The 23,260-nt window shown below is 64.4% G+C and carries 23 protein-coding genes and 1 tRNA gene; 13 read left to right on the forward strand and 11 right to left on the reverse strand.

Features of this window, described 5'->3' with window-relative positions; translation table 11 throughout:
• The first annotated feature begins 38 nt into the window (after positions 1–38).
• The 10 genes from AC5WEY_RS07070 (at position 39) to AC5WEY_RS07115 (ending at position 11,185) form a co-directional block, all read left to right on the forward strand.
• A complete protein-coding gene (locus tag AC5WEY_RS07070) occupies positions 39–635 on the forward strand; it encodes a TetR/AcrR family transcriptional regulator (protein WP_495645249.1) in 597 nt (198 codons plus the stop codon).
• Positions 632–2,140 (forward strand): flavin-containing monooxygenase, encoded by a 1,509-nt coding sequence (locus AC5WEY_RS07075; protein WP_495645250.1) that lies wholly within the window; start codon positions 632–634, stop codon positions 2,138–2,140. The genes AC5WEY_RS07070 and AC5WEY_RS07075 overlap by 4 nt, the downstream gene beginning before the upstream one ends.
• Positions 2,137–3,828: a GMC oxidoreductase gene (locus AC5WEY_RS07080; protein ID WP_495645251.1), complete on the forward strand. Its 1,692-nt coding sequence runs from the start codon at positions 2,137–2,139 to the stop codon at positions 3,826–3,828. The genes AC5WEY_RS07075 and AC5WEY_RS07080 overlap by 4 nt, the downstream gene beginning before the upstream one ends.
• The gene (locus tag AC5WEY_RS07085; RefSeq protein ID WP_495645252.1) at positions 3,828–4,463 is read left to right on the forward strand and encodes a hypothetical protein; all 636 of its coding nucleotides are present in this window, start codon (positions 3,828–3,830) and stop codon (positions 4,461–4,463) included. The genes AC5WEY_RS07080 and AC5WEY_RS07085 overlap by 1 nt, the downstream gene beginning before the upstream one ends.
• A 186-nt stretch (positions 4,464–4,649) precedes the next feature.
• Positions 4,650–6,179, forward strand: coding sequence for a catalase (locus AC5WEY_RS07090; protein ID WP_495645253.1), 1,530 nt, complete (start codon positions 4,650–4,652; stop codon positions 6,177–6,179).
• Between the two features lie 136 nt (positions 6,180–6,315).
• Positions 6,316–6,789 carry a Dps family protein gene (locus AC5WEY_RS07095; protein ID WP_495645254.1) on the forward strand — a complete coding sequence of 158 codons (474 nt, stop codon included), beginning with the start codon at positions 6,316–6,318 and terminating at the stop codon, positions 6,787–6,789.
• Positions 6,790–6,885: 96 nt separating this feature from the next.
• Positions 6,886–7,578 (forward strand): HAD family hydrolase, encoded by a 693-nt coding sequence (locus tag AC5WEY_RS07100; RefSeq protein WP_495645255.1) that lies wholly within the window; start codon positions 6,886–6,888, stop codon positions 7,576–7,578.
• Entirely contained in the window at positions 7,575–9,374 is a 1,800-nt protein-coding gene (locus AC5WEY_RS07105) for a glycoside hydrolase family 15 protein (RefSeq protein WP_495645256.1), read from the forward strand. The genes AC5WEY_RS07100 and AC5WEY_RS07105 overlap by 4 nt, the downstream gene beginning before the upstream one ends.
• Before the next feature lie 29 nt (positions 9,375–9,403).
• Positions 9,404–10,204 carry an SDR family NAD(P)-dependent oxidoreductase gene (locus tag AC5WEY_RS07110; protein WP_495645257.1) on the forward strand — a complete coding sequence of 267 codons (801 nt, stop codon included), beginning with the start codon at positions 9,404–9,406 and terminating at the stop codon, positions 10,202–10,204.
• Positions 10,205–10,213: 9 nt separating this feature from the next.
• Positions 10,214–11,185 carry an LLM class F420-dependent oxidoreductase gene (locus AC5WEY_RS07115; protein ID WP_027494506.1) on the forward strand — a complete coding sequence of 324 codons (972 nt, stop codon included), beginning with the start codon at positions 10,214–10,216 and terminating at the stop codon, positions 11,183–11,185.
• Between the two features lie 50 nt (positions 11,186–11,235).
• Here AC5WEY_RS07115 and AC5WEY_RS07120 read toward each other — a convergent pair whose 3' ends face one another.
• The 8 genes from AC5WEY_RS07120 to AC5WEY_RS07155 all read right to left on the reverse strand — a co-directional run bounded on the left by AC5WEY_RS07120 (position 11,236) and on the right by AC5WEY_RS07155 (position 17,119).
• Entirely contained in the window at positions 11,236–11,991 is a 756-nt protein-coding gene (locus AC5WEY_RS07120; RefSeq protein WP_495645258.1) for an ABC transporter permease, read from the reverse strand.
• Positions 11,988–12,734 (reverse strand): ABC transporter permease, encoded by a 747-nt coding sequence (locus tag AC5WEY_RS07125; RefSeq protein WP_495645259.1) that lies wholly within the window; start codon positions 12,732–12,734, stop codon positions 11,988–11,990. Before AC5WEY_RS07125 ends, AC5WEY_RS07120 begins: the two co-directional genes overlap by 4 nt.
• The gene (locus AC5WEY_RS07130) at positions 12,731–13,633 is read right to left on the reverse strand and encodes an ABC transporter ATP-binding protein (RefSeq protein ID WP_495645260.1); all 903 of its coding nucleotides are present in this window, start codon (positions 13,631–13,633) and stop codon (positions 12,731–12,733) included. Before AC5WEY_RS07130 ends, AC5WEY_RS07125 begins: the two co-directional genes overlap by 4 nt.
• Before the next feature lie 82 nt (positions 13,634–13,715).
• Positions 13,716–14,390, reverse strand: a complete 675-nt coding sequence (locus tag AC5WEY_RS07135) for a response regulator transcription factor (RefSeq protein ID WP_495645261.1) — start codon at positions 14,388–14,390, stop codon at positions 13,716–13,718.
• The gene (locus AC5WEY_RS07140) at positions 14,387–15,529 is read right to left on the reverse strand and encodes a sensor histidine kinase (protein ID WP_495645262.1); all 1,143 of its coding nucleotides are present in this window, start codon (positions 15,527–15,529) and stop codon (positions 14,387–14,389) included. Before AC5WEY_RS07140 ends, AC5WEY_RS07135 begins: the two co-directional genes overlap by 4 nt.
• Positions 15,530–15,583: 54 nt before the next feature.
• The gene (locus AC5WEY_RS07145; RefSeq protein WP_495645263.1) at positions 15,584–16,009 is read right to left on the reverse strand and encodes an SRPBCC family protein; all 426 of its coding nucleotides are present in this window, start codon (positions 16,007–16,009) and stop codon (positions 15,584–15,586) included.
• An 80-nt stretch (positions 16,010–16,089) separates the two neighbouring features.
• Positions 16,090–16,163, reverse strand: a tRNA-Pro gene (locus AC5WEY_RS07150).
• A 17-nt stretch (positions 16,164–16,180) separates the two neighbouring features.
• Positions 16,181–17,119 (reverse strand): metallophosphoesterase, encoded by a 939-nt coding sequence (locus AC5WEY_RS07155; RefSeq protein WP_442970926.1) that lies wholly within the window; start codon positions 17,117–17,119, stop codon positions 16,181–16,183.
• Between the two features lie 185 nt (positions 17,120–17,304).
• Between AC5WEY_RS07155 and AC5WEY_RS07160 the strand changes: the two genes are divergently transcribed.
• Positions 17,305–17,769 carry a GatB/YqeY domain-containing protein gene (locus AC5WEY_RS07160; protein ID WP_057477143.1) on the forward strand — a complete coding sequence of 155 codons (465 nt, stop codon included), beginning with the start codon at positions 17,305–17,307 and terminating at the stop codon, positions 17,767–17,769.
• Positions 17,770–17,832: 63 nt separating this feature from the next.
• Here the strand turns inward: AC5WEY_RS07160 and AC5WEY_RS07165 are convergent, their stop codons facing one another.
• On the reverse strand, positions 17,833–20,181 hold the full coding sequence (locus AC5WEY_RS07165; protein ID WP_495645548.1) for a penicillin-binding protein: 2,349 nt from the start codon (positions 20,179–20,181) through the stop codon (positions 17,833–17,835).
• 295 nt (positions 20,182–20,476) lie between these two features.
• Between AC5WEY_RS07165 and AC5WEY_RS07170 the strand changes: the two genes are divergently transcribed.
• Positions 20,477–20,800, forward strand: a complete 324-nt coding sequence (locus AC5WEY_RS07170) for a WhiB family transcriptional regulator (protein WP_008712729.1) — start codon at positions 20,477–20,479, stop codon at positions 20,798–20,800.
• A 46-nt stretch (positions 20,801–20,846) separates the two neighbouring features.
• Here AC5WEY_RS07170 and bagB read toward each other — a convergent pair whose 3' ends face one another.
• A complete protein-coding gene (gene bagB / locus AC5WEY_RS07175; RefSeq protein WP_057477141.1) occupies positions 20,847–21,977 on the reverse strand; it encodes an ATPase BagB in 1,131 nt (376 codons plus the stop codon).
• Complete coding sequence (bagA, locus tag AC5WEY_RS07180) at positions 21,974–22,981, reverse strand: ATPase BagA (RefSeq protein WP_057477140.1); 1,008 nt, start codon at positions 22,979–22,981, stop codon at positions 21,974–21,976. The genes bagB and bagA overlap by 4 nt, the downstream gene beginning before the upstream one ends.
• 106 nt (positions 22,982–23,087) lie before the next feature.
• Between bagA and sp36 the strand changes: the two genes are divergently transcribed.
• Positions 23,088–23,255 carry a Sp36 family protein gene (gene sp36, locus AC5WEY_RS07185; RefSeq protein ID WP_072691993.1) on the forward strand — a complete coding sequence of 56 codons (168 nt, stop codon included), beginning with the start codon at positions 23,088–23,090 and terminating at the stop codon, positions 23,253–23,255.
• The last annotated feature ends 5 nt before the right edge of the window (positions 23,256–23,260 follow it).

The raw sequence follows: 23,260 nt of genomic DNA on the forward strand, positions 1-23,260 counted from the left end.
GCTGGACTGTTTGTTGTTTTGAGGCTACTGTGCAAAGTGTGACTACCGACACAGAGCTCAGCGACGGCAGGCCGACCCCCCGCCGCACGCAGGCCGAACGCACCGCGGGGACCCGCGCGAAGTTGCTCGATGCCGCGATCGATTGCCTCGTCGAGCTGGGTTTTGCCAAGACCAGCACGCAAGAGATCGCGCGGCGTGCCGGAGTGTCCCGCGGAGCGCAGCTGCACCACTTCCCGACCAAGGAGTCGTTGGTGACAGCTGCCGTCGAGCATCTCGTGGACCGCCGCCTCTCCGAAATACTGGAAGCCGAGCCCGACCCGGAGCGCGGACCCGAGATCCTCGTCGACGCGTTCTCCGGCCCGTTGTTCTACGCCGCCCTCGAACTATGGGTCGCGGCCCGCACCGATCCGGCGCTGCACGAGGCGATGGTTCCGCTCGAACGACGCGTGGCCGAGGCCATCCAGAGCGGCGCTCAGATCGTCATGGGTAGCCGCATGTCTCCCGAGTCCATCGAGCTCAGCGTCGAGCTGGCACGCGGGCTCGCTGTCTCGGCTCTGTTCCGTACCCCCGAAGCCGACGCGCACCTGCGCGATCGGCTCCTTCCCGTCTGGTCCGAAAAGGTGATGGACTCGTGAAAACTGCACTGCCCCAGAAACTCGACGTGCTCGTCGTCGGAGCCGGTTTCGCCGGCCTCGCCGCGGTAGCGAAGATCCTCGCCGCCGATCCGAGTGCCGACGTGACCGTCATCGAGCGCGCGTCGGACGTGGGTGGCACGTGGCGTGACAACACTTATCCCGGGTGTGCGTGTGATGTCCCGACGTCGCTCTACTCGTTCTCGTTCGCGCCCAGCCCGAAGTGGAGTCACACCTTCGCGCGCCAACCGGAGCTGTTCGACTACCTCCGCTCCGTGGTCGACCGTCTGAACCTCCGGGACCGCATCGTCACCGATTGTGAACTGCTCTCGGCCGATTGGAGCGACGCGGATCAGCGGTGGGCCGTAGAGACCTCGCAGGGTTCGGCGAGCGTCAGAGTCCTCGTGGCGGCGACGGGCGCTCTGTCGACGCCGAAGATTCCGAACGTGCCGGGCATCGACACGTTCGGCGGGACGGTGTTTCATTCCGCGACGTGGAACCACGAGCACGATCTCACGGGGGAGCGTGTCGCCGTCATCGGAACCGGTGCGTCTGCAGTGCAGTTCGTGCCCGAGATCGTCGACAAGGCGAAGCGGCTCACAGTCTTTCAGCGGACACCGGCCTGGGTCATTCCGCGTCTGGACCGCACCATCGGCCGTCTCGAGCGGTCGCTGTACGAGAAGGTTCCCGCCGCTCACCGCGCCGTTCGCGGCATCATCTACGGGTACCGCGAGGCGTACGTCACCGTCCTGGCCGACAATCCGTGGGTGTTGCCCGCCGTGAAGGCCTTCGCGAAGGTCAATTTGAAGCGACAGGTCAAGAACCCCGCAACCCGGGCGGCGCTGACTCCCGACTATGCCCCCGGCTGCAAACGTCTTCTGCTGTCCAATGATTGGCTGCGAACGCTGGATCGACCCGACGTCGATCTGGTGACATCGGGCCTGACGTCGGTGACCGAGAACGGCGTCGTCGACGCCTCGGGCCGCACCTACGAGGTGGACACCATCATCTTCGCGACGGGGTTCACCCCTACCGAACCGCCGGTCTCACATCTGTTGCGCGACAACGACGGTCGTACCCTCGCAGAGAGTTGGGGTGGTAGTCCGCAGGCTCACCTGGGTACCACGGTTGCCGGGTTCCCGAACCTGTTCCTGATGTACGGCCCCAACACCAACCTCGGGCACAGCTCAATCGTGTACATGCTCGAATCGCAGGCCAATTACGTCGTCTCCGCGCTCAGTGAGATGAGGGATCATCGGGCCGCTGCAGTCGAGGTGTCCGAATCCGCTCAGCAGCAGCACAACTCGTGGGTGGACTCGTCCCTCGACGGTACCGTGTGGAATGCCGGCGGCTGCTCGAGCTGGTATCTCGACGCCAACGGACGCAACTCCACGATGTGGCCGACCTACACATTCCGGTTCCGCAACAAGACGCGATCGTTCGACACCTCGAACTATCGACTCGTCTCCGACACTCGTGAATCAGACAAGAAGGTGGTTTCCGCATGAGCGACTACGACGTACTGATCATCGGCTCCGGTTTCGGCGGAAGCGTGGCCGCGCTGCGGGCCGTGGAGAAGGGCTATCGGGTGGCGGTTCTCGAATCCGGTCGCCGCTTCGAGGACGACGAGCTGCCCAAGACCAGCTGGCGGCTGCGCAAGTACCTGTGGGCTCCGGCGCTGGGTTGCTATGGCGTGCAACGTATCCACCTGCTGCCCGATGTACTGGTGATGGCAGGGGCCGGCGTGGGGGGTGGCTCGCTCAACTATGCGAACACGCTGTACCAACCGCCCGCGAAGTTCTTCGAGGACCCACAGTGGGGTTCGATCACCGACTGGCAACGCGAGTTGAATCCGTACTACGACCAGGCGCGTCGGATGCTCGGTGTCGAGACCAATCCAACGATCACCCCCTCGGACAAGGTCATGAAGGAAGTGGCCGAGGACATGGGGGTGGGCGACACGTTCACCTCGACTCCGGTGGGTGTCTACTTCGGTGACCGTGGCAAGACTGCACCCGACCCCTTCTTCGGTGGTGTCGGGCCCGAGCGCACCGGCTGCACCGAATGCGGATCGTGCATGACGGGCTGCCGCGTCGGCGCCAAGAACACACTCGTCAAGAACTACCTTTATCTGGCCGAACACGCAGGTGCACATGTTCTTCCGTTGACCACGGTGGTCGACGTGCGGCCGAACGGTGACGGCTACGACGTGGTGACACGTCGGACCGGCGGGAAGCTGCGCCGCAAGGAGAAGACCATCACCGCCGATCAGGTCATCTTCTCGGCCGGCACCTACGGCACCCAGAAGTTGATGCTCGCAGCCAAGGAGAAGGGTTCGCTGCCGCGATTGTCGGACAGGATCGGCTCGCTGGTACGCACCAATTCCGAGGCAGTCCTCGCCGCGACCGCGCGTGGCCGTGAGGTCGACTATCACGAGGGTGTGGCGATCACGTCGTCGTTCCATCCCGACGATCACACCCACATCGAGCCAGTGCGATACGGCAAGGGCAGCAACGCCATCGGCCTGTTGCAGACCGTGCTGAGTGACGGCGGAGGCAAGATGCCGCGGGTACTCAAGACGCTCGGGGTCGCGTTGCGCCATCCCGGCGCTGCGGTGCGGAGCCTGTCGGTTCATCGATGGTCGGAGCGCACCGTCATCGCGTTGGTCATGCAGACCGACGACAACTCGCTCGAACTCGGATCGAAGAAGGGTCCGTTCGGTCGCCGGCTCACCAGTAGGCCCGGTGCAGGCGATCCACCGCCGCAGTGGATTCCGCAGGGACATACGGCGATCAGGTTGCTCGCCGACAAGATCGGCGGCGACCCGGGCGGGTCGATCGCCGAGATCGTCAACATTCCGATGACCGCGCACTTCCTCGGCGGCTGCGCCATCGGTGACTCACCGAAGACCGGTGTGATCGACGGCTATCAACGTGTCTACGGCTACGACGGATTGCACGTGCTCGACGGTTCCGCTGTCAGCGCGAACCTCGGTGTCAACCCGTCGCTGACCATCACCGCGCAGGCCGAGCGTGCAATGGCGTTGTGGCCCAACAAGGGTGAGCCCGACAAGCGCCCCGCGGCGGGTAGCGAGTACCAGGAAGTGGCCCCCACCCAGCCGGTCCGCCCGGTGGTGCCGGTGTCCGCGCCGGGTGCGCTGCGTCTTCCGTTGACCGTGGTGGGGAGGGATTCCTGATGTGGAGTGTGGCCGAATCCGAGACCGAGCGCACCGACTGGCCGGTCAGCCCGGCGGCACCGTGGCCGGCCGACGTCCGAGCCACGATCTGGTGGCATCGTTCCCGGTCGTCGGATTTCGCGCCTACCGGCGCGAAGACGCTGCCGATCACGATGTGCATGGTCGTCGACTACGTGACGTCACCTGTCGGCTCCTACCGCGAGATACTGGCCAGCCCGGTGCTGCGCCGGGACGTGGGGAGGATCCCGCGGATGGCGGTTCCGTTCATCGCCGTGGATTCCGCGACGTCCGTGCACGGCGGTAGGACCAATTGGCACCTGCCCAAGGTGCTGGCCGATTTCGACGGCGATGTGCTGGGCAAGGCCGGCGTGAGCAGCGGTGAATGGTCGGTGCATTCCGATTCTCGCGGCTACGGACCGCAATTTCCGATGCTCGGGTCCATCGGGTTCGCGCAGCCCGTCGATGGCGGCTCGGCCGTCGGTGTTGCCCGTCTGAAAGGTAAGGCCAGGTTGGCTCGGGTTCGGGTGGAAGCCACGGGACCGACCTTGAGCCGATGGATGCCGTCGGGCACGTATTTCGGATTGCAGATCGTGTCGGGTTCGATGCGGACCGGCGAAGCGCAGCTGGTTCGCTGAAAGTGGGCCTTTTCTTGACTTAGTCCAGATTGATGGCATGCTTGGGCGTGGAGACGTCGTCGTACCCGGGGTTTATGCCACGGCCGCGCGAGGCATTCTCTTCGAGAACGCGGTCCAGCGTCCGGCCGTGCAGTGCATCCCCGGGACAGCCCTCCCGGTTCTACTCCAGCCATCAGGAGGCTTCGTATGACCAAGCCGATCAATAAGCCGACCACCAGCAACTCGGGTATTCCCGTACCCAGCGACGACCAGTCGCTCACCGCCGGAACGCAGGGTCCGATCCTCCTGCACGATCACTACCTCATCGAAAAGATGGCGCAGTTCAACCGTGAGCGGGTCCCGGAGCGCGTCGTGCACGCCAAGGGTGCAGGCGCGTTCGGCGAACTCGAGATCACCGGTGACATCAGCAAGTACACCAAGGCCAAGGTGCTGCAGCCCGGTGCCAAGACCGAGATGCTGGCGCGCTTCTCCACCGTCGCCGGCGAGCAGGGTAGCCCCGACACCTGGCGCGACCCGCGCGGCTTCTCGTTGAAGTTCTACACCGACGAGGGCAACTGGGATCTGGTCGGCAACAACACCCCGATCTTCTTCGTCAAGGATCCGCTCAAGTTCCAGGACTTCATCCGCAGCCAGAAGCGCATGCCCGATTCCGGCCTGCGTGACAACAACATGCAGTGGGACTTCTGGACGCTTTCGCCGGAATCCGCCCACCAAGTGACCTGGCTCATGGGTGATCGCGGAATCCCGAAGTCGTTCCGCCACATGGACGGATTTGGTTCGCACACCTACCAGCTGATCGCCGAGGACGGCACGAAGACCTGGGTGAAGTTCCACTTCAAGACCGACCAGGGCATCGATTTCCTGACGCAGGACAAGGCGGACGAGGTCGCCGGCACATCCCCTGACCACCACCGTCAGGACCTCTTCGGCTCCATCAAGAACGGCGACTTCCCCAGCTGGACCCTCAAGGTGCAGCTCATGCCGTACGACGACGCCGAGAACTACAAGTACAACCCGTTCGACCTCACCAAGGTCTGGTCGCAGAAGGACTACCCGCTGATCGAGGTCGGCAAGATGACCTTGAACCGCAACCCGGAGAACTTCTTCGCTCAGATCGAGCAGAGTTCGTTCGAGCCGTCCAACACCGTGCCCGGCATCGGCTTCAGCCCCGACAAGATGCTGCTCGGCCGTGTCTTCTCCTACGCCGACGCACACCGGTACCGCATCGGAGCGAACTACGCGCAGCTGCCGGTCAACGCCCCGAAGTCCGAGGTCAACTCGTACTCCAAGGACGGCAACATGCGGTACTCGTTCAACTCCCCGGAGACGCCCGTCTACGCCCCGAACTCCTTCGGCGGCCCGTCGGCGGACACGAACAAGTACGGCGACGACGGAGCATGGGATTTCGAGCCTCGCTTCGTCCGCACCGGCTACATCGAGCACCCGGAGGACGGCGACTTCGTCCAGGCCGGCAACCTGGTGCGCGAGACGATGGACGACGCGCAGCGTGAGCGTCTGGTCGGAAACATCGTCGGACACGTCCTCAACGGCGTCAGCGAGCCCGTTCTGAGCCGAGTGTTCGAGTACTGGACCAACGTCGACCCCGAGATCGGCAAGAAGGTCGAGGAAGGTGTTCGGTCGCAGCAGAACGAGACTGCACCGACCACCGGTGCCGGCGCGATCGACGATCCTGCCGACGAGGCCGCCAAGGTCTGACCGACGGGATCGGCATCACAGCGACGGTGCCGTCGATCCGGAATTATGTGTGTCGACCTGCCGTTGTGCAGTACAGACGAAAGAACAATAATGGTGTGCGATGCATACCGTCGTCCAACGGCAGGGAGGCCACATCATGACGAACCCCATCACCAGCACTCTCGACGCAGGCCAGCAGAAGATCGCGGGCGATGCGCTCCAGGGAACCGTGGTCGATCTCATCGACCTCTCGCTCATCGCGAAGCAGGCTCACTGGAACGTGATCGGCAAGAACTTCCGTTCCGTGCACCTCGAGCTCGACGAACTGGTCACTGCTGCACGTGAATTCACCGACCAGGCGGCCGAGCGTGCGACTGCTATCGGAGTGAGCCCCGACGGCCGCGCAGCCACCGTCTCCTCGACGGCGGGCACCAAGGGCTTCGGTTCCGGGTGGACTCAGGACAGTGAGGTCGTACCGGCCGTGGTCGACAACATCGCCGCCGTCGTCGAACGTCTTCGCGGACGTGTCGCCGATACCGCGGAAGCCGACCCGGTGACGCAGGACCTGCTCATTGCCATCACGGCGCGACTCGAGCAGCTGCACTGGATGTGGCAGGCTCAAGCCAGCTGAGCTTCTTCACCTCGACAGGCCCCTCGCGTACTGCGAGGGGCCTGTTGTTTTCTCCGCCGACTGTTTGCGTGTATCGACCATGGGTATTCAACGAACATGCCTGTTTCCACGCCGACGGTCGACGCTGTCCTGTTCGACATCGATGGCACGCTCGTCGATTCCAACTACGTACATGTGGACGCGTGGTCCCGCGCGTTCCGGGAGGCCGGCCGAAACGTTCCATCGTGGCGCATTCACCGCAGCATCGGGATGGACGGATCGAAGCTGCTGGAGGCGCTCGTCGGGTCGGCCGACAGTGCGGTGGCGCAGGAAGCGAAAAAACTGCACGGGGAGTATTACGCCGACGCTTCGTCGGATCTCGAAGTGCTGCCGGGTGCCCGTGCACTGTTGGCGGACTTGGGCTCTCGCGGAGTCACCGTGGTACTCGCGACCTCGGCCCCCGAAAGCGAGCTCGCGACTCTACGTGACCTGCTCGACGTCGAGGACTCGGTTGCCGTCGTGACGTCCGGTGAAGATGCCGACGTGGCCAAGCCCGAGCCGGACATCGTCGCGGTGGCGCTCGAGCGTGCCGGTGTTCGAGCGGAGCGTGCCCTGATGGTCGGCGACAGTGTGTGGGACATCGAATCGGCCGGACGCGCGGGAGTGCGCGGCATCGGTGTTTTGAGCGGCGGGATCTCGCGCAGCGAATTGCTCGACGCGGGCGCAGTAGCCGTGTTCGACGATCCCGCCGATCTGCTGGCGAACATCGAGAACAGTCCCATCTACTCCAACGAAAAGGCAAGTGCTTGAGCGAGTTCCGCAAGCCGCACCCCAGGGTCGACGGTTACGTCCCCATCGAGAGCTACGGCGCGATCGGTGACGGTCGGACCGTGGCGATGATCGCCGACGACGGGCGCATCGATTGGTTTCCGGTTCCGAATCTCGATTCACCGCCGCCGTTCGCGGCCCTGCTCGACGCCCCACACGGCGGCTACATCGAACTCGCGCCCCGGGAAGAATTTACGGTCGAGCGCGAATTCGTCTCCGGTACAAATGTTCTGAGCACCACGTTCCGTACAGACTCCGGCACCGTGCGGATCACCGACTCGCTCAACACCGGTGTCGCCGGACGGTTGCCCTGGGTGGAGCTAGCGCGTCGCGTCGACGGTCTCGACGGCGAAGTCGAGCTGACGTGGGCGGTCGCGCCGGGCACCATGCTCGGTGTCGCGTCCCCGTGGGCGTACGACACCGAGCACGGCACCGTCCTGCGCGTCGACGGATTGACCTTGGCGGTAAGAACACTGGGTATCGAGAACGTGCGGCTCGCCGACCGCGACATCAGCGGTGTCTTCACCACCCAGCCGGGCTCCCGGCACGTACTCGGCGTGGTGGGCACCGAGAACGAACCGCTGCCGCTACCGGATCCGCAGCACGTCGACGAGGGAATCGACCGGACCATCGCCAATTGGCGGGTGTGGTCCGACGAGTTCTCCTATGAGGGGCCATGGGCCGAGCACGTTGCTCGCAGTGCCCTGGCACTGAAGCTGTTGCTGCACAGCCCGTCCGGTGCCATTGCCGCCGCCGCGACAACCTCACTGCCCGAGAACCGGACCGGTGGCAAGAACTGGGACTACCGCTACGCGTGGGTTCGCGACACTGCCTACACCATTCGTGCGTTGCAGCGGTTCGGTCTTCGTGAAGAGATCCATGCTGCGGTGGCGTGGTTGCTGAAAGTCATCCGCTCCAATGACCCGTTGGTCAACGTCTTCTATACCCTCGGCGGCGAATTGCCGGGCGGGACAGAACAACCCGACGTACCCGGCTGGAAAGGCATCGGGCCGGTGGTGAACGGCAACGCCGCGGCGGATCAACTCCAGCTGATGATCTTCGGCGACCTGTTCTCGATCATCCGGCAGTACGTCGACGCGGGGAACATCCTCGACGCGCAGACCGGCCGACTGCTGGCGTCCATCGCGGACGAGGCGTGTGATTCGTGGCAGCGCAAAGACGCCGGTATCTGGGAGCTCGAGGAAGAGCAGCACTACACCAGTTCCAAACTCGGTTGCTGGCAGGCGCTCGACTGCGCCGTGCACCTGGCGGAAGCGGGAGAGATCCCCGGTATTCCGGATCGATGGAAAGCCGAGAAAGAATGCATTCGGCGCTACATCGAAACCGAGTGCTGGTCCGACGAGCGGCAGGCCTACCTCGCCTACCCGGGTGCCGACGGGCTCGACGCGTCGGTCCTGCTGGCCGCCGAGATGGATTTCGATCGTGGAGAACGACTCTCGTCGACCATCGATGCACTCGTCGACGAGCTCGGTACGGGGCCCCTGATGTACCGCTACAGCGGAGTCGCCCAGGAAGAGGTGACGTTCGTGGCCTGCGCCTTCTGGCGGGTGTCGGCGTTGTCGTGTGTCGGCCGGGACGACGAGGCCAAGGCCCTGATGGACCAGTTGGTGGAGCTGTCCAACGACGTCGGGTTGTACAGCGAAATGATCGATGCTTCGGATGGGTCCTTTCTGGGTAACTTCCCGCAGGGCTTGAGCCACCTGGCCCTGGTGAACGCCGCGCTGACCATCGCGCGCTCGCACGACGCCACAGCCTGACAGCACTCTCTTGGACAAGGTGAGATTTCATGGATTTGGGAATCAACGGTAAGACAGCACTGGTAACCGGAGCAGACTCCGGCATCGGCTGGCACACCGCGAAAATGCTGCTCGCCGAGGGTGTTCGGGTAGTGATCAGCGACAAGGATCAGAATTCGCTCGACGATGCTGCAACGAAACTGGGCGCAGCCGATGGGCAGTTGTTCGCCTTCGCTGCAGACGTGACCGACACTGCGGCCGTCGAACAGTTGGCAGCGCAGACGCAGCAGGCCGTGGGCGACATCGACATTCTCGTCCAATCATCGGGAGTGACGGGCGCGCAGGGACTGTTCCACGAGATCGACGAGGAGGGGTGGAGCTCCACCCTCGACATCGATCTCATGGGCCCGGTCCGGCTGCTTCGGGCATTTCTGCCGGCCCTCCGGCGCGGCGGCTGGGGACGCATCGTGTTGCTGACCTCCGAGGACGCAGTGCAGCCGTACGACGACGAATTGCCCTACTGCGCAGCCAAAGCCGGTGTGCTGGCCCTGGCCAAGGGACTCTCGCGTAGTTATGCGTCGGAGGGGTTGCTGGTCAACGCGGTCTCGCCGGCATTCATTCACACCCCGATGACCGACGCGATGATGGACAAGCGCGCCGAGGAGAAGGGCACCGACCGCGACGGTGCCATCGAGAGCTTCCTCGACGAGGAGCGTCCGTACATGGAGCTGGGACGTCGAGGTGAGCCCGAGGAGGTCGCCTCGGTGATCACGTTCCTGTGCTCGGATCGTGCGTCCTTCGTCAACGGATCCAACTACCGAGTCGACGCCGGTTCCGTCGCAACAATTTAGGAGAACAGCATGACCAATTTCGGATACACACTGATGACCGAGCAGAGCGGCCCCAAAGAGCTGGTGAAGTACGCGGTCGGAGCCGAGAAGGTCGGCTTCGACTTCGAGGTCAGCAGCGACCACTACTCACCGTGGCTCTCGTCCATGGGTCACTCGCCCTACGCCTGGACGACGCTGGGTGCGGTGGCTCAGGCCACCGAGCGCGTCGAGCTGATGACGTACGTGACATGCCCGATCATCAGGTACCACCCGGCCGTCGTCGCCCAGAAGGCTGCGACGCTGCAGATTCTGGCCGACGGACGTTTCACCCTGGGTCTCGGTAGCGGCGAGAACCTCAACGAGCACGTCGTGGGTGAGGGATGGCCGTCGATCGACAAGCGGCAGGACATGTTCGTCGAGGCGCTCGAGATCATCAGGGCACTGCACGCCGGTGGCTTGGTCACGTACGAGGGCAAGCACTTTCGCGTCGACTCGGCCCGGATCTGGGACCTGCCCGAGGGCGGCGTCCCGATCGGTATCGCCGCCGGCGGCGAGAAGGCCGTGGCGCGGTTCGCGGAGTACGGCGATCACCTCATCGCCACCGAGCCGGACGCCGATCTCGTCAAGGCGTGGTCGGACAACCACGAGGGCCCGGCGCGGTCCATCGGCCAGATCCCCATTTCCTGGGACCCGGACAAGGACGCGGCCATCGATCGCGCACACGATCGCTTCCGTTGGTTCGCCGGCGGCTGGGCCGTCAATGCGGATCTGCCGACGACGGCGGGATTCGCCGGAGCCACCAAGTTCGTGCGCAAAGAGGATGTGGCCGACACGATTCCGTGCGGACCTGATCTCGACGCCATCGTCGAGGCCGTCAAGCCGTACTGGGAGGCCGGGTACACCGACATCGCACTCGTGCAGGTAGGCGACGAAACCCAGGAGCGCTTCCTCGCCGAGGCCGCAGGCCCGTTGTTGGAGAAGCTGCGCGCTGCATCCAGCTGAGAACAAGCGACGAGACCCCGATCGAGACAGTCGATCGGGGTCTCGTGCTGTCAATGGACGTGAACGTCCCTGCGGTCGAGTGTCCTTGCGGTCGATGCGACGACTGCGAGAGCGAGTAGCGCCGTGGCCGCCAGGACCGACAGCGCGGCCGCGGTGGTGAGTGAACCGGAGTCACCGAAGGTTCCCGTTGCCAATTGGGTTGCGCGAGTAGCCAGTGCATAGGGCAACACGAAGATTGCTTCGGTCACCTCGGCGGTGAGGAGGAATACCGATAGACCGGCCCCGACGAGAGCGATGGCGATCGGCACCGCGAACGATCTGATCGCCATCGACAGACCGGACTGCAGAGCCGCCAGCGGTAGCGAGCTCACCACGACGAGCGCACTGGTCGCGAAGAGCTCGGTGGGGAGCATGCCGTCCAGCGAAAAGACCACCTTGCCGAGAACGACGACGGCTGCCAGCATGACGATGTTCATCGCCGCGGTCAGCGTTACCACCACAGCCGTCTTGGCGAACACGATGCGCACCGACGAGACCGGCCCACTCATCAGGGCATTCCAATTCCCTCCTCGGTGTTCGGATTTCCATGCCAGCGAGGCCAATACGGCGACGCCGAGTGCGAGTGGGAACAGGCCGTAGAACACGACTGTGCGCAACCACAATGTGTGCCATCCGTCTGCCAACTCTTCGCCCGAGGTGATCGTGTTGAACGTTCCGACTCCCGCGATGATCAGCGGGAGGAGGACGACGACCGTCCAGGCCTGCGAGCGCTTGAGCTTGATCATTTCGGCCGAGAACGCGTTCATGCTCGTACCTCCTGTCGATCCAGTCGAACGGTCATGAGCCAGAACAACACTGCCCCGATAACTCCGAGGGCGACGATGCTGGCGTAGGACGGGTTCAGCGTCACCACCTGCTCGCCTCGGTAGTCGGCGGCAGACGCCAACGAGTAATATCCCCACGGCGTCAGGTGCGCTGCCCAGGAGGGGAATCCGGAGGCGCAGATCGCGATGACGGTACCCACGATGCCGATTCCCAGCGCGACCAGTTGGTTGTCCACTCGCGCTGAGATCAGCAGGTGCAGACCGAGTATTACCAGGTTCGCCGTGACCACCGCCGCCGTGTAGCCGAACCACAGGCCGGCAGGCAACGGCTGGGTCACTCCGATGGCAGTCCCCAAGAACAGACCTGCCGCGCTGGCCACCACCGTCGCAGTAACGACGACGAGGCCCGTCGAGACGAGCTTCGCGCGAACGAGGGCTCCGCGGTCGGCACCATTGGACTGGTTCAGCAACCACCCGTTCGACTGGTGCTCGACTTCTACTGTGCGGCTGGCTATCACAGCGATCAGCAGGGGTGAGGCGATGGGGACGGCAAGGGACAGACCGGCCAGTGGCAGTGCCCAGGAGACCGTGGTCGAATCGTTCGACGTCGCTGCGGTGAGAGCGCCGACGAAGGTCAACCCTACGATTGCGGCGACCAGCACTGCGCCGATCGCGCCGATGTGCAGGTGCCGGAGTTTGGCGAACTCGTTGCGTACCGTCGTCACAATCGACCTCCCTTCGTCAGATTCATGAATACGTCTTCGAGCGATTGATTGTCGCGCCGGACTCCGTAGACGCCTGCGTCCGCGCCGACGAGTTCTGCCACCACCTGCGCGGTACCTCGATCGTCGATGCCGGACAGTCTCAACGTGTGGTCGTCGATCTGAACCGGGATCTTCTGTTGGAGAACCGAGCTCGCGCGGTTGGGGTCGATCGCGTCGATGAGGAGGTCCGGAGTGGAGGCGGCGAACAGCTCGTCGCGGGTGCCTTGGAAAATCAGGCGACCCTGGCTCAGGATTCCCAGCATGTTGGCCGTCTTGTCGATCTCACCTAGCAGATGGCTCGAAACCATGACTGTCACACCGTGTTCGGCGAGATGGCGGAGCAGGCCGCGGATCTCTTCTATGCCCGCCGGGTCCAAACCGTTGGTTGGTTCGTCCAGGATCAGAAGTTGTGGTTCGCGCGCGAGCGCCATCGCGATGCCCAGGCGCTGTTTCATCCCGAGCGAATAGTTCTTCACCTTCTTGTCGAGGTGTTCCTGCAGTCGGACGGTGGCCACTGCCCGTTCGATCTGTTCGGTGTGCAGTCCGAGCGAGCGTTGCACGATACGAAGGTTCTCCGCACCCGTGAGGTGGCCGTATCCGGGTGGAGCTTCGATGAGTGATCCGATGTGTGAGAGCAATTCGCGGCGGGTGCCGTGGTTCATCGGTCTGCCGAGTATCTCTACCTCACCGGAGGTCGGTCGAATCAGGGACAGCAGCATTTTCATGGTCGTCGATTTGCCCGATCCGTTGGGACCGAGAAAGCCGTAGACGCAGCCCTCAGGGATGCGAAGGTTCACGTCGTCGACGACGGTATGCGTGTCGTAGCGCTTGCCGAGGCTGTGAGTTCTGACGATGTCCATGCCCCGACTGTTCCGCATTCGGCCTGGAGAATCGTCCGCCTGCAGGAGTATTTCGAGGGGTATACCCAGGTATACCCTCCCTTCAGCCGGCGGTCCCCGGACCGACCAGTCCCGACTCGTACGCGGCGATCACTGCCTGGGTGCGATCGCGTACCCCCAGCTTGGACAAGATGCGCCCCACGTGTGCTTTGACGGTTACCTCCGATACCTCCATCGCAGTGGCAATCTCAGCATTGGACAGCCCGCTGGAGAGGTGGACCAGGACTTCAGTTTCACGTGGAGTCAAATCGGCGAGTTGTTCGGCAGAGGTGGACACCGGTCGCGCTCGGGCTGGGGGAGCGGACGTGAAATGCTCGATCAAGCGCCGCGTGGTGCTCGGGGCGACCACCGAATCTCCCTCGTGCACATGCTGAATCGCCGATATCAGCTCGTCGATCGGAGCGTCCTTGACGAGAAAGCCACCGGCACCGGCTCGTAGGGCGTCGAACACGTACTCGTCGAGGTCGAAGGTGGTCAGTATCAGTACTTTCGAGTTCGTGGCCTGCACGATTTCACGGGTTGCTTCGATGCCGTCCATCACCGGCATTCTGACGTCCATGAGAACGACGTCGGGGGTGGTCGCCCGAACCACGTCGATGCCTTCGCGTCCGTCGGCCGCTTCGCCGACTATCCGCACCTCGGGGCGCGAGCCGAGCACCAATTTCAGTCCGGCTCGCACGAGGTTCTGATCATCGACCAGCACAACCGATATCGTCACCGGGCCGCCTCGGTGGGCAGTGAGACCGTGACGAGGAATCCGTCCGCAGTAGGGCCTGCGTCGAAGGTACCGCCCTGCGCGAGAACCCGCTCCCGCATGCCCATCAGCCCCCACCCGGACACGGACGTCGAATCGGTTCCGCGCCCGTCGTCGGCGACGGTCAACTCGATTGTCGCCGGTCCGTAGTTCAGCTGCACTCGCACGGCTCGAACCTCCGGTCCCGCGTGTTTGCCCACGTTGGTCAACGACTCCTGAATCACACGGTAGATCACCAGCTGCAGACCGGGCGGCAACTCGACCGGCTCGCCCGTCACGCGATAGTCGACCGGAATGCCCACCGCCCGCGATCGCTCGATGAGCCCGTCGAGCTGTGCCACACCCGGTGCAGGCACCCGGTCGACCGGATCGTCGGAATGGAGAACGGAGAGCATCGACCGCATCTCCGTCATTGCCTCTCGGCCGGTGTTACGAACGGTCTCCATCGCTGCGGCGGCCGCATCGGGATCTTGTCGGACGGTCCCGACGGCACCCTCGGACAACAGCACGATCGCGCTCAGACTGTGGGACACGATGTCGTGTATCTCGCGGGCTATGCGGGTGCGTTCGGCCGCAGCTGCGTCCCGTTCCACCTGCTCGGCGCGGAGCTGCAGGCTGTGGACGTACTCGTTGCGGACACGCGCCAGCATTCCGGTCAGCCACGCGATCGCCACGATCAATACCAGCAGGCCCACGTCACCGAAGGACATGCTGTACCGCTCCATCGACGGCATCGTCATCGTGATCGTCCACACCGCCACCGCGACAGCCGCTGGGACCGAGTTCGACGGTGGTCGACTCCGAGCGACGGCGTGGAGAGCGGGAACGAGCATCACGTCCGCGACCAGCAGCTCCACCCCGAGCGCAAGTTGGAGAAAGGCGGTCGCGAGGACGACCGCGAACATCGCGAACGGACGACGCCGGTGAAAGACGTACGGCAGGCACAATCCGACCGGCAGCGAATAGGCGATCCAATCGACCGCGCTGTCAGGGACCGCGAAACCCTGGACCGGCATGTTGTAGACGAAAATCGCAGCGGCGACAGCAGAGTCCAGAAGCGTGAGGTTGCCCCGGCCGGACCGGGCGGCTTCGATCACCGTCATCGACCGATACCGTACTGGACGCGAGTCGCCGCGTCACCGTGAAGCCACCTCGGGTCAGGGAGCCAGGCAGGGCAGGTTCTTCGAGATGCTCGACGTCAAGGCCTTGCCGACGATCGCAGCGAGTCCTGGGATCGGTGCGTCGAACCCGATCGTGTAATCGAGCTCGGTGCCGCCGTCGGTAGTGGGGGTGAGCTTCTGCACGCCCCAATGGCCGCGTAGGGGGCCACCTTTGGTGATGCGGTATTCGATGAGCGAGTTCGGCTCGGAGGCGGTTGTAGTCTCCTCGAACGCGGGCAGCGGCCCCAGCTTCAGGCTGCGGACCGACCCGACCCCGTTGCGCGAGGTGTCGCCGTCGCGAACCCGGCGGATCTTGGCCATGAACAGCGGCCCGAGGTTTTCGTGCTCGGACAATGCCGCGAAGACGACCTCGGGGGGAGAGACGAACCGGTGGGTGACGTGGACGCGGGTTGGTGTCGGCATGACTCACAGTAGCGTCGATCACGCAAAGAAAAGGGACCCAGTCGACTGAATCGAGTGGGTCCCTTTCGGTGGTCCAACTGTCGGGGTGGCGGGATTCGAACCCACGACCTCTTCGTCCCGAACGAAGCGCGCTACCAAGCTGCGCCACACCCCGTGTACCGCTGGAGAAGTCTAACTCACGACTGCCTCGGAACGCGAAACGCCCTCGTCGGAGACGTTTCTCGGACCCATTCTGGGGGCCGGAGTCAGCGTGATCAGAGTCGCCTCGGGGCGGCAGCAGAAGCGTGCCGGCGCGTAAGGCGAGGTGCCGACGCCCGCCGAGACGTGCAGCTGGGTGTGCGCACCCCACTTGGACGGACCCTTGACCCGGGAACGGTCGATCTCGCAATTGGTCACCAGGGCGCCGTAGAACGGCAGGCACAGCTGACCGCCGTGGGTGTGACCGGCGAGGACGAGGTCGTAACCGTCCTGGGCGAACCTGTCGAGCACGCGTGGCTCCGGCGAATGCGTGATGCCCAGGCGTAGGTCGGCCAACGGGTTCGGCTGGCCGGCGATGGTGTCGTATCGGTCCCGCTTCAAGTGCGGGTCGTCGACGCCGGCAGCCGCGATACGTACCCCGGCGACCTCGAGTTCGCGACGTACGTGCGTGACGTCGAGCCAGCCCCGCTCGGAAAACGCGGCTCGCAGGTCGCGCCACGGCAGCGATTCACCCGTCGTGCGCTTGTGGTTCTTGTCGAAGTACTTGAACGGGTTCTTCGGCTTGGGTGCGAAGTAGTCGTTGCTGCCGAACACGAACAGACCCGGCCGAGCCAGCATCGGCCCCAGTGCCTGCACGACGCTGGGGACGGCACGTTGGTGGGAGAGGTTGTCGCCGGTATTGACGACCAGATCGGGCTCGAGGCGGTCCAGTTCACGGAGCCAGTTCTGCTTCATCCGCTGGCCCGGCATCATGTGCAGGTCGCTGATGTGCAGCACCCGTAGAGTCGCCGAACCGGGCTCGAGCACGGCCATGGACGTTTCGCGCAGCGTGAAGGCGTTGCGTTCGATGAGGGTGGCGTAGCCGAGCCCCAACGCGGCGGCACCCGCCGTCCCGATGACGGAACTCTTCAGCGGTGCCGCTCTGACGGCGTCACGCACGTGCTCGGCGGCACTGCGCAGTTGCTCGGGGGCGCTGCGCAGCTGCGTCGAAGAACGGAGAAGTGAGGGACTGAGTTGAACGGCCACCCGATCCACGATACGGCAGCAACCTGATATGGACGTGCGTGAAGGAAGCCGCGCCGCGTAGCGTTTCGGCCATGTCCGAACTCAAGGCTCGCATCCGAACCGACCTGACCGCAGCGATGAAAGCGAAAGACAAGCTGCGGCTGGCGACGCTGCGCATGATCCTCGCTGCTATTCAGACCGAGGAGGTCTCCGGCAAGGAGGCCCACGAGCTGACCGACGACGACGTCCTGAAGGTGCTGGCGAAGGAGTCGAAGAAGCGCGGAGAATCCGCTGAGATCTACACGCAGAACGGACGCGGTGAGCTCGCCGCGAACGAGCACGCCGAGGCGCAGATCATCAACGAGTATCTGCCGACGCCACTGACGGACGAGGAGCTGGCCACCATCGTCGACACCGCCATCGCCCAGGTTGCAGAGGAATTGGGCGAGCGACCGGCCATGAAGCAGATGGGTCAGGTCATGAAGATCGCGTCGGGACTGGCCGCAGGCAAGGCCGACGGATCGCGACTCTCGAAGGCCGTCAAAGACCGCTTGTGACATTTCTTGTGAACGGAAATTCGTAGTGGGCTACGAATTTCCGTTCACATGCGGCGAAGCCGCTCAGCGAGGTGCCGTCAGCCCCGGGATCGCCGGGATCTGGATCCCCGGCGGTAGGTCCGGTATCTGAATGTTCGGCAGCAAAGGGGCCGGAGCCGGTGCCGGTCGAACCGAGCCGTCGCTGACGTAGATCGTGATGTTCGAACCCGGTACCGCCGAACCCGACGGCGACGTCGACACCACGGTGCCGCGCGCAGACTGATCGGCCGTCGTCACCGCGGTCACCTGGAAGCCTGCACCCTGCAGCGTGGACGTCGCAGACGACTGGCTCTGACCCGTCACATCGGGAACCTGACCGTTGGCGGAGCCGCGGACGTACTTCTGGTCGACCGGTGGCAACGCGACGGGACCGTAGTTGTTGGCGATCGGGGTCATGGCGTCGAACCACGTCCGCGCCGGCTCGTTACCGCCGTACAGGTTGCCCGAGCCACAAGGCCGCAGCGGGAACGAGCAGATCTCGCTGGGCGTCGGCGAATCGCCGTAGGTGTACACGGCGGCGGCGTAGTTGTTGGTGAACCCGAGGAAGCCCGAGGAACGGTTCGACTCGGTGGTACCGGTCTTGCCGGACATCGGCAGGTTCCAACCGGCGGAACCGGCGGCGGACGCGGACGTGCCGCCTGCCTGGTCGTCCTTGCTCATCGCGTTGGCCAGGGTGTTTGCCAGGCCGGGCTCGACGACCTGCTCGCAGGCCTGGTGTGCGACCGGAACGGGCTTGCCGTCACGGTCGAAGATCGAGTCGATCGGGGTGGGCGGGCACCATTTGCCGCCGGAAGCGAGCGTGGCGGCCACGTTGGACAATTCCAGTGGGTTGACCCAGGTGGGTCCGAGCGTGAACGAGCCGAGGTTCTGGCTCTTCTGGAAGTCGGCCATCGACTGATCCGTGCCCGACGAACCCGGGTCGGTGTACGAGCGCAGGCCTAGGCGGACGGCCATATCGACCGTCGGCGTGACGCCCACGGACTCGATCAGCTTGACGAACGCAGTGTTGGGGGACTGAGCGAGCGCGTCGGTGATGGACAGTGCAGGCGGGTAGTTGCCTGCGTTCTCCACGCAGTACGTGGACGCGGGGCAGTTTCGGGCACCGCCGTCGCCGACGCCCTTGACCTCCACGCGCTTGGGAACCTGCAGCGTTGCGCTGGTCCCCAGTCCGCGTTCCATGGCTGCGGCCGTGGTGAAGATCTTGAAGATCGAGCCCGCTCCGTTGCCCACGAGGGAGTGCGGTTGCGGCTGCACGGTTTCGTCCTCGTCGGCGTTGAGGCCGTACGTGCGGCTGCTGCCCATCGACAGAACGCGGTGCTGGTCCTGCCCTGGTGCGACGACGTTCATGACCGTGGCGACGCCGTCGAGGCTCGGGCTGGTGTTCTCGACCAACGCGGCCTTGGTGGAGTTCTGCACCGCGGGGTCGAGCGTCGTGCGGATGAGGTACCCGCCCTTGTCGATCTGCTCCTGGCTGATTCCGGCCTGAGCGAGGTACTGCAATGCGTAGTCACAGAAGAATCCACGGTCGCCGGCCGCGATGCATCCGCGGGGCAGAGTCTGGGGGACCGGTAGTACACCCAGCGGCTCGGCCTTGAGTGCCTCGAGCTCGGCGGCGCGCTCGGGAAGGTTCTGAATCATCGTGTCGAGCACGGTGTTCCGGCGCTCGAGCACACCCTCTTCGTTGGTGTACGGGTTCAGGGCCGAGCTGGACTGCACCATTCCGGCGAGCATCGCGGCCTGGACTGCGCTGAGCTGGCTGGCATCGATGCCGAAGTAGGTCTGGGCCGCGTCCTGGATACCGAAGGACGCGTTACCGAACGGCACCAGGTTGAGGTACCGGGTGAGGATCTCGTCCTTGGTGAGCTCTTTGTCGAGCGTGAGCGCCATCCGGATCTCGCGGATCTTGCGGGCGGGTGTCGTCTCGATCGCCGCGCGACGTTCCGAGTCGGTCTTGGCCACCACCAGCAGCTGGTAGTTCTTCACGTACTGCTGATCGATCGTGGACGCGCCCTGCTCGACCTGGCCGCTCGTGGTGTTGGTCAGAAACGCGCGCAGCGTGCCCTGCCAGTCGACACCGCGGTGTTCGGCGAAGCGGCGGTCCTCGATCGAGACGATGGCGAGCTTCATCTCGTTGGAGATCTTGTCGCTCGGTACCTCGAAACGGCGCTGTTCGTACAGCCACGCGATGGGTGTGCCGTTGACGTCCGTCATCGTCGAGACGGCAGGTACTGCGCCCTCGACCAGTTCGGCCGACACGTTGTCGACGGTATCGGCGGCACGGTTCGAGGCGTATCCGAATCCTCCGGCCATGGGGAACATGACGCCGGCGAGCAACGCACCGGCGAGTGCTGAACATCCGGCGAGCTTCGCCACGGTTTTTCCAACTGACACAGGGCACAGCGTACGTGGGTACGGCTCGGACCGGCATCAGGCCCGCATGCGCTGTGTGCTGCGCCCCTGCTCGGGACGGCCGTACCAGAAATGTGACCTCGCCGTCTTGCATTCGCGGCTCGCTTTACCTAAATTATGAACACGGTGTGATTCACGTAACACTTGATAATGATTGTGGGGCAGCTCTTAGAATTTGTGCTTCGGCAGCGAAGTGCAAACGGTCTTGGAGCCTCCGGGACGTCCAGCAAGGACGACCGACACGCAAAGGGGTATCCGCATGCATACGACAACCGCGCCGACGCGACTCGATGTAGAAGAAGCAGAAGCACGCATCGCCTGGGTGTCGCACGCCCGCTGCAAGGGCACGGACCCGGATCAGCTTTTCGTCCGGGGCGCAGCGCAGCGGAAGGCCGCGACCATCTGCCGGCACTGCCCCGTGCTGATGCAGTGCGGTGCGGATGCCCTCGACAACCGAGTCGAGTTCGGCGTGTGGGGCGGCATGACGGAACGCCAGCGGAGGGCGCTGCTCAAGCAGCATCCCGAGGTCGACTCCTGGTCCGAGTTCTTCGAAACCCAGCGTCAGCAGCAAGCAGCAATCTAGTTCTTGCCGAGACCGGCAGGCGTACAGCCTGCCGGTCGCGGTCGATCTACCCCTTGCGCGTCAGCTGATCGGCCACGGCACGCAGCGCGGCGAGGTCGGAGACCTCGAACGGCAGTGAGGGAACACCGACGATGGGCACCCGGGGGTGCGCACCGGTGAAGCGTCGAAGCAACCGCACCTCGCGTGCTGCCGTCACCGCGCGTTGCGCGTGGATTCGAAGAACCGCGGCGGTCAGCGTCGAGCCCGGGTCTTCGATCCGATCGAGCAGGTCGGCTGCGGTTGCAGCGTGATCGGCCTGCACCGACGACAGCGTCGGGTGCGTCCGGTTCACGACGAGACCGGCCAACGGCATCTTCTCGGCCGAGAGGCGTTCGACGAAGAACGCCGCCTCCCGCAATGCGTCGGGCTCCGCAGCAGCAACCACTAGGAAACTGGTGCCGTCCTCGCGCAGCAGCTGGTAGGTGCGCGTCGCACGCTCGCGAAATCCGCCGAACATGGAATCCAGTGATTGAACGAAAGCCGATGCGTCGGAAAGCATCTGGCTTCCGATCACCGTGGAGACGCCGCGCATCGCCAGACTCATCGCACTGGTGACCACCCGGGTGATGCCGCGGCCGGGAGCGGTGAGCAGTCGGATGAAGCGGCCGTCGAGGAACGAACCGAGCCGCTGCGGTGCGTCGAGAAAATCCAGGGCATTGCGCGACGGCGGAGTGTCCACCACGATGAGATCCCACGACTTGTCCAGGGACAACTGCCCCAGCTTCTCCATCGCCATGTACTCCTGCGTGCCCGAGAAGGACGACGCCACCGTCTGATAGAACGGGTTGGCCAGGACCTGTTCGGCCTTCTCCGGCGTCGAATGCTCGATGACCATCTCGTCGAACGTGCGCCGCATGTTCAGCATCATCGCGTGCAACTCGCCCTTGGCACCGGCACCCAACTTCACCGGCTGCGGGCTGTTGTCGAGATCGCCGAGCCCCAGAGCCTGAGCGAGACGGCGGGCCGGGTCGATCGTCAAGACCACCACCCGCCTGCCCTGCTCGGCGGCACGTAACGCCATCGCGGCGGCAGTCGTCGTCTTACCGACCCCGCCTGCCCCACAGACGACAACGATCCTGGACGTGGGATCGGTCAGAATGCGATCGACGTCGAGTTCGGTTGCTACTGGTCGAGTCATCGGACACCCTGTTCTGCCAGCTTGGCGGCGAGCTCGTACAAGCCGCCGAGATCGACACCGTCGGCCAACATCGGCAACGACATGCGTGCGACGTCGAGTTCTTCGAGTTGCGTCGCGCTCTCCACCTGAGCCGACAGCGTCGACGCGTGCTCGATCGATTCGGTGAGCAGACCGGCGAAGTCGGCCTCGGAGAGCGTTATTCCGGTCTTGGCGAGGCCGTCCTGGATGGCGGCGGCGTCGATGTTGCCCTCGGCTATGGCGTCGAGCGAGTCGTCGGGCAGGAACGTCGGTTCGGTGCGGTTGACGATGACCGTGCCCAGCTGAAGATCTGCCGCAGCGAGTTCACGGACTGCGTCGGCGGTCTCCTGAACCGGCAGGGCTTCGAGCAGTGTGACGAGATGCACGACGGTGTCCGCCGAGTGCAGCAACCGAACCACGCCTTCACTCTGCGAACGCACCGGGCCGCCCTTGGCCAGATCGGCCATGGCCTTGGTGACGTCGAGGAAGTTCCCGATCCGACCCGTCGGCGGCGAATCCACGACGACCTCGTCGTACGCCCGGTTTCCCTTCTTGTCGGTCCGCACCACGCATTCCTTGACCTTGCCGGTCAGGAGTACGTCGCGCAGACCCGGTGCGATGGTCGTCGCGAACTCGATGGCACCGATCTTGCGCATCGCGCGGCCGGCGAAACCGAGGTTGTAGAACATGTCCAGGTATTCGAGGAACGCCGTCTCGATGTCGATGGCCAGCGCGTAGACCTCACCACCGCCGTCCGCCGACGCCACTCGCGTCTCGACCGGCGGCAGCTGCGGCACGTCGAACAGCTGCGCGATGCCCTGCCTACCCTCGACCTCGACCAGTAGTACTTTTCGTCCCCCGGCAGCGAGCGCGAGCGCCAACGCGGCGGCCACCGTCGACTTGCCGGTGCCGCCCTTGCCGGACACGAAATGCAGCCGCGCGGCATCTGCCTTCGCCGGCCATCCCTCTTGGTTCGATGTACCCACGCTTCGACCATATAGAGACTCGACGGCGGTCGTCCGACGGAACCGACAATCCCGTCTTCGCAGTGACTCACCCCTCGTGTTCGGCCGAACGATAGGGTCGACAGTCATGAGCGAAAAGATCATCTGGGAGTACTTCACCGCACCGGTGCTGATTCACGCCACCAAGCAGATTCTCGACAACTACGGGTCCGAGGGCTGGGAGCTCGTCACGATCATGGCGGGCCCCAACGGCGGCGACACCTTGGTCGCGTACTTCAAGCGTCCGAAGGGCTGAGCACG

This window comes from Rhodococcoides sp. S146-33, from assembly GCF_059489205.1.

Bases quoted from the DNA above. Each gene is read 5' to 3' on its own strand.
- AC5WEY_RS07080 (WP_495645251.1), top strand. From the start codon at position 2,137: ATGAGCGACTACGACGTACTGATCATCGGCTCCGGTTTCGGCGGAAGC.
- AC5WEY_RS07085 (WP_495645252.1), top strand. From the start codon at position 3,828: ATGTGGAGTGTGGCCGAATCCGAGACCGAGCGCACCGACTGGCCGGTC.
- AC5WEY_RS07090 (WP_495645253.1), top strand. From the start codon at position 4,650: ATGACCAAGCCGATCAATAAGCCGACCACCAGCAACTCGGGTATTCCC.
- AC5WEY_RS07095 (WP_495645254.1), top strand. From the start codon at position 6,316: ATGACGAACCCCATCACCAGCACTCTCGACGCAGGCCAGCAGAAGATC.
- AC5WEY_RS07100 (WP_495645255.1), top strand. From the start codon at position 6,886: ATGCCTGTTTCCACGCCGACGGTCGACGCTGTCCTGTTCGACATCGAT.
- AC5WEY_RS07110 (WP_495645257.1), top strand. From the start codon at position 9,404: ATGGATTTGGGAATCAACGGTAAGACAGCACTGGTAACCGGAGCAGAC.
- AC5WEY_RS07115 (WP_027494506.1), top strand. From the start codon at position 10,214: ATGACCAATTTCGGATACACACTGATGACCGAGCAGAGCGGCCCCAAA.
- AC5WEY_RS07120 (WP_495645258.1), bottom strand. From the start codon at position 11,991: ATGAACGCGTTCTCGGCCGAAATGATCAAGCTCAAGCGCTCGCAGGCC.
- AC5WEY_RS07130 (WP_495645260.1), bottom strand. From the start codon at position 13,633: ATGGACATCGTCAGAACTCACAGCCTCGGCAAGCGCTACGACACGCAT.
- AC5WEY_RS07140 (WP_495645262.1), bottom strand. From the start codon at position 15,529: ATGACGGTGATCGAAGCCGCCCGGTCCGGCCGGGGCAACCTCACGCTT.
- AC5WEY_RS07145 (WP_495645263.1), bottom strand. From the start codon at position 16,009: ATGCCGACACCAACCCGCGTCCACGTCACCCACCGGTTCGTCTCTCCC.
- AC5WEY_RS07160 (WP_057477143.1), top strand. From the start codon at position 17,305: ATGTCCGAACTCAAGGCTCGCATCCGAACCGACCTGACCGCAGCGATG.
- AC5WEY_RS07170 (WP_008712729.1), top strand. From the start codon at position 20,477: ATGCATACGACAACCGCGCCGACGCGACTCGATGTAGAAGAAGCAGAA.
- bagB (WP_057477141.1), bottom strand. From the start codon at position 21,977: ATGACTCGACCAGTAGCAACCGAACTCGACGTCGATCGCATTCTGACC.
- sp36 (WP_072691993.1), top strand. From the start codon at position 23,088: ATGAGCGAAAAGATCATCTGGGAGTACTTCACCGCACCGGTGCTGATT.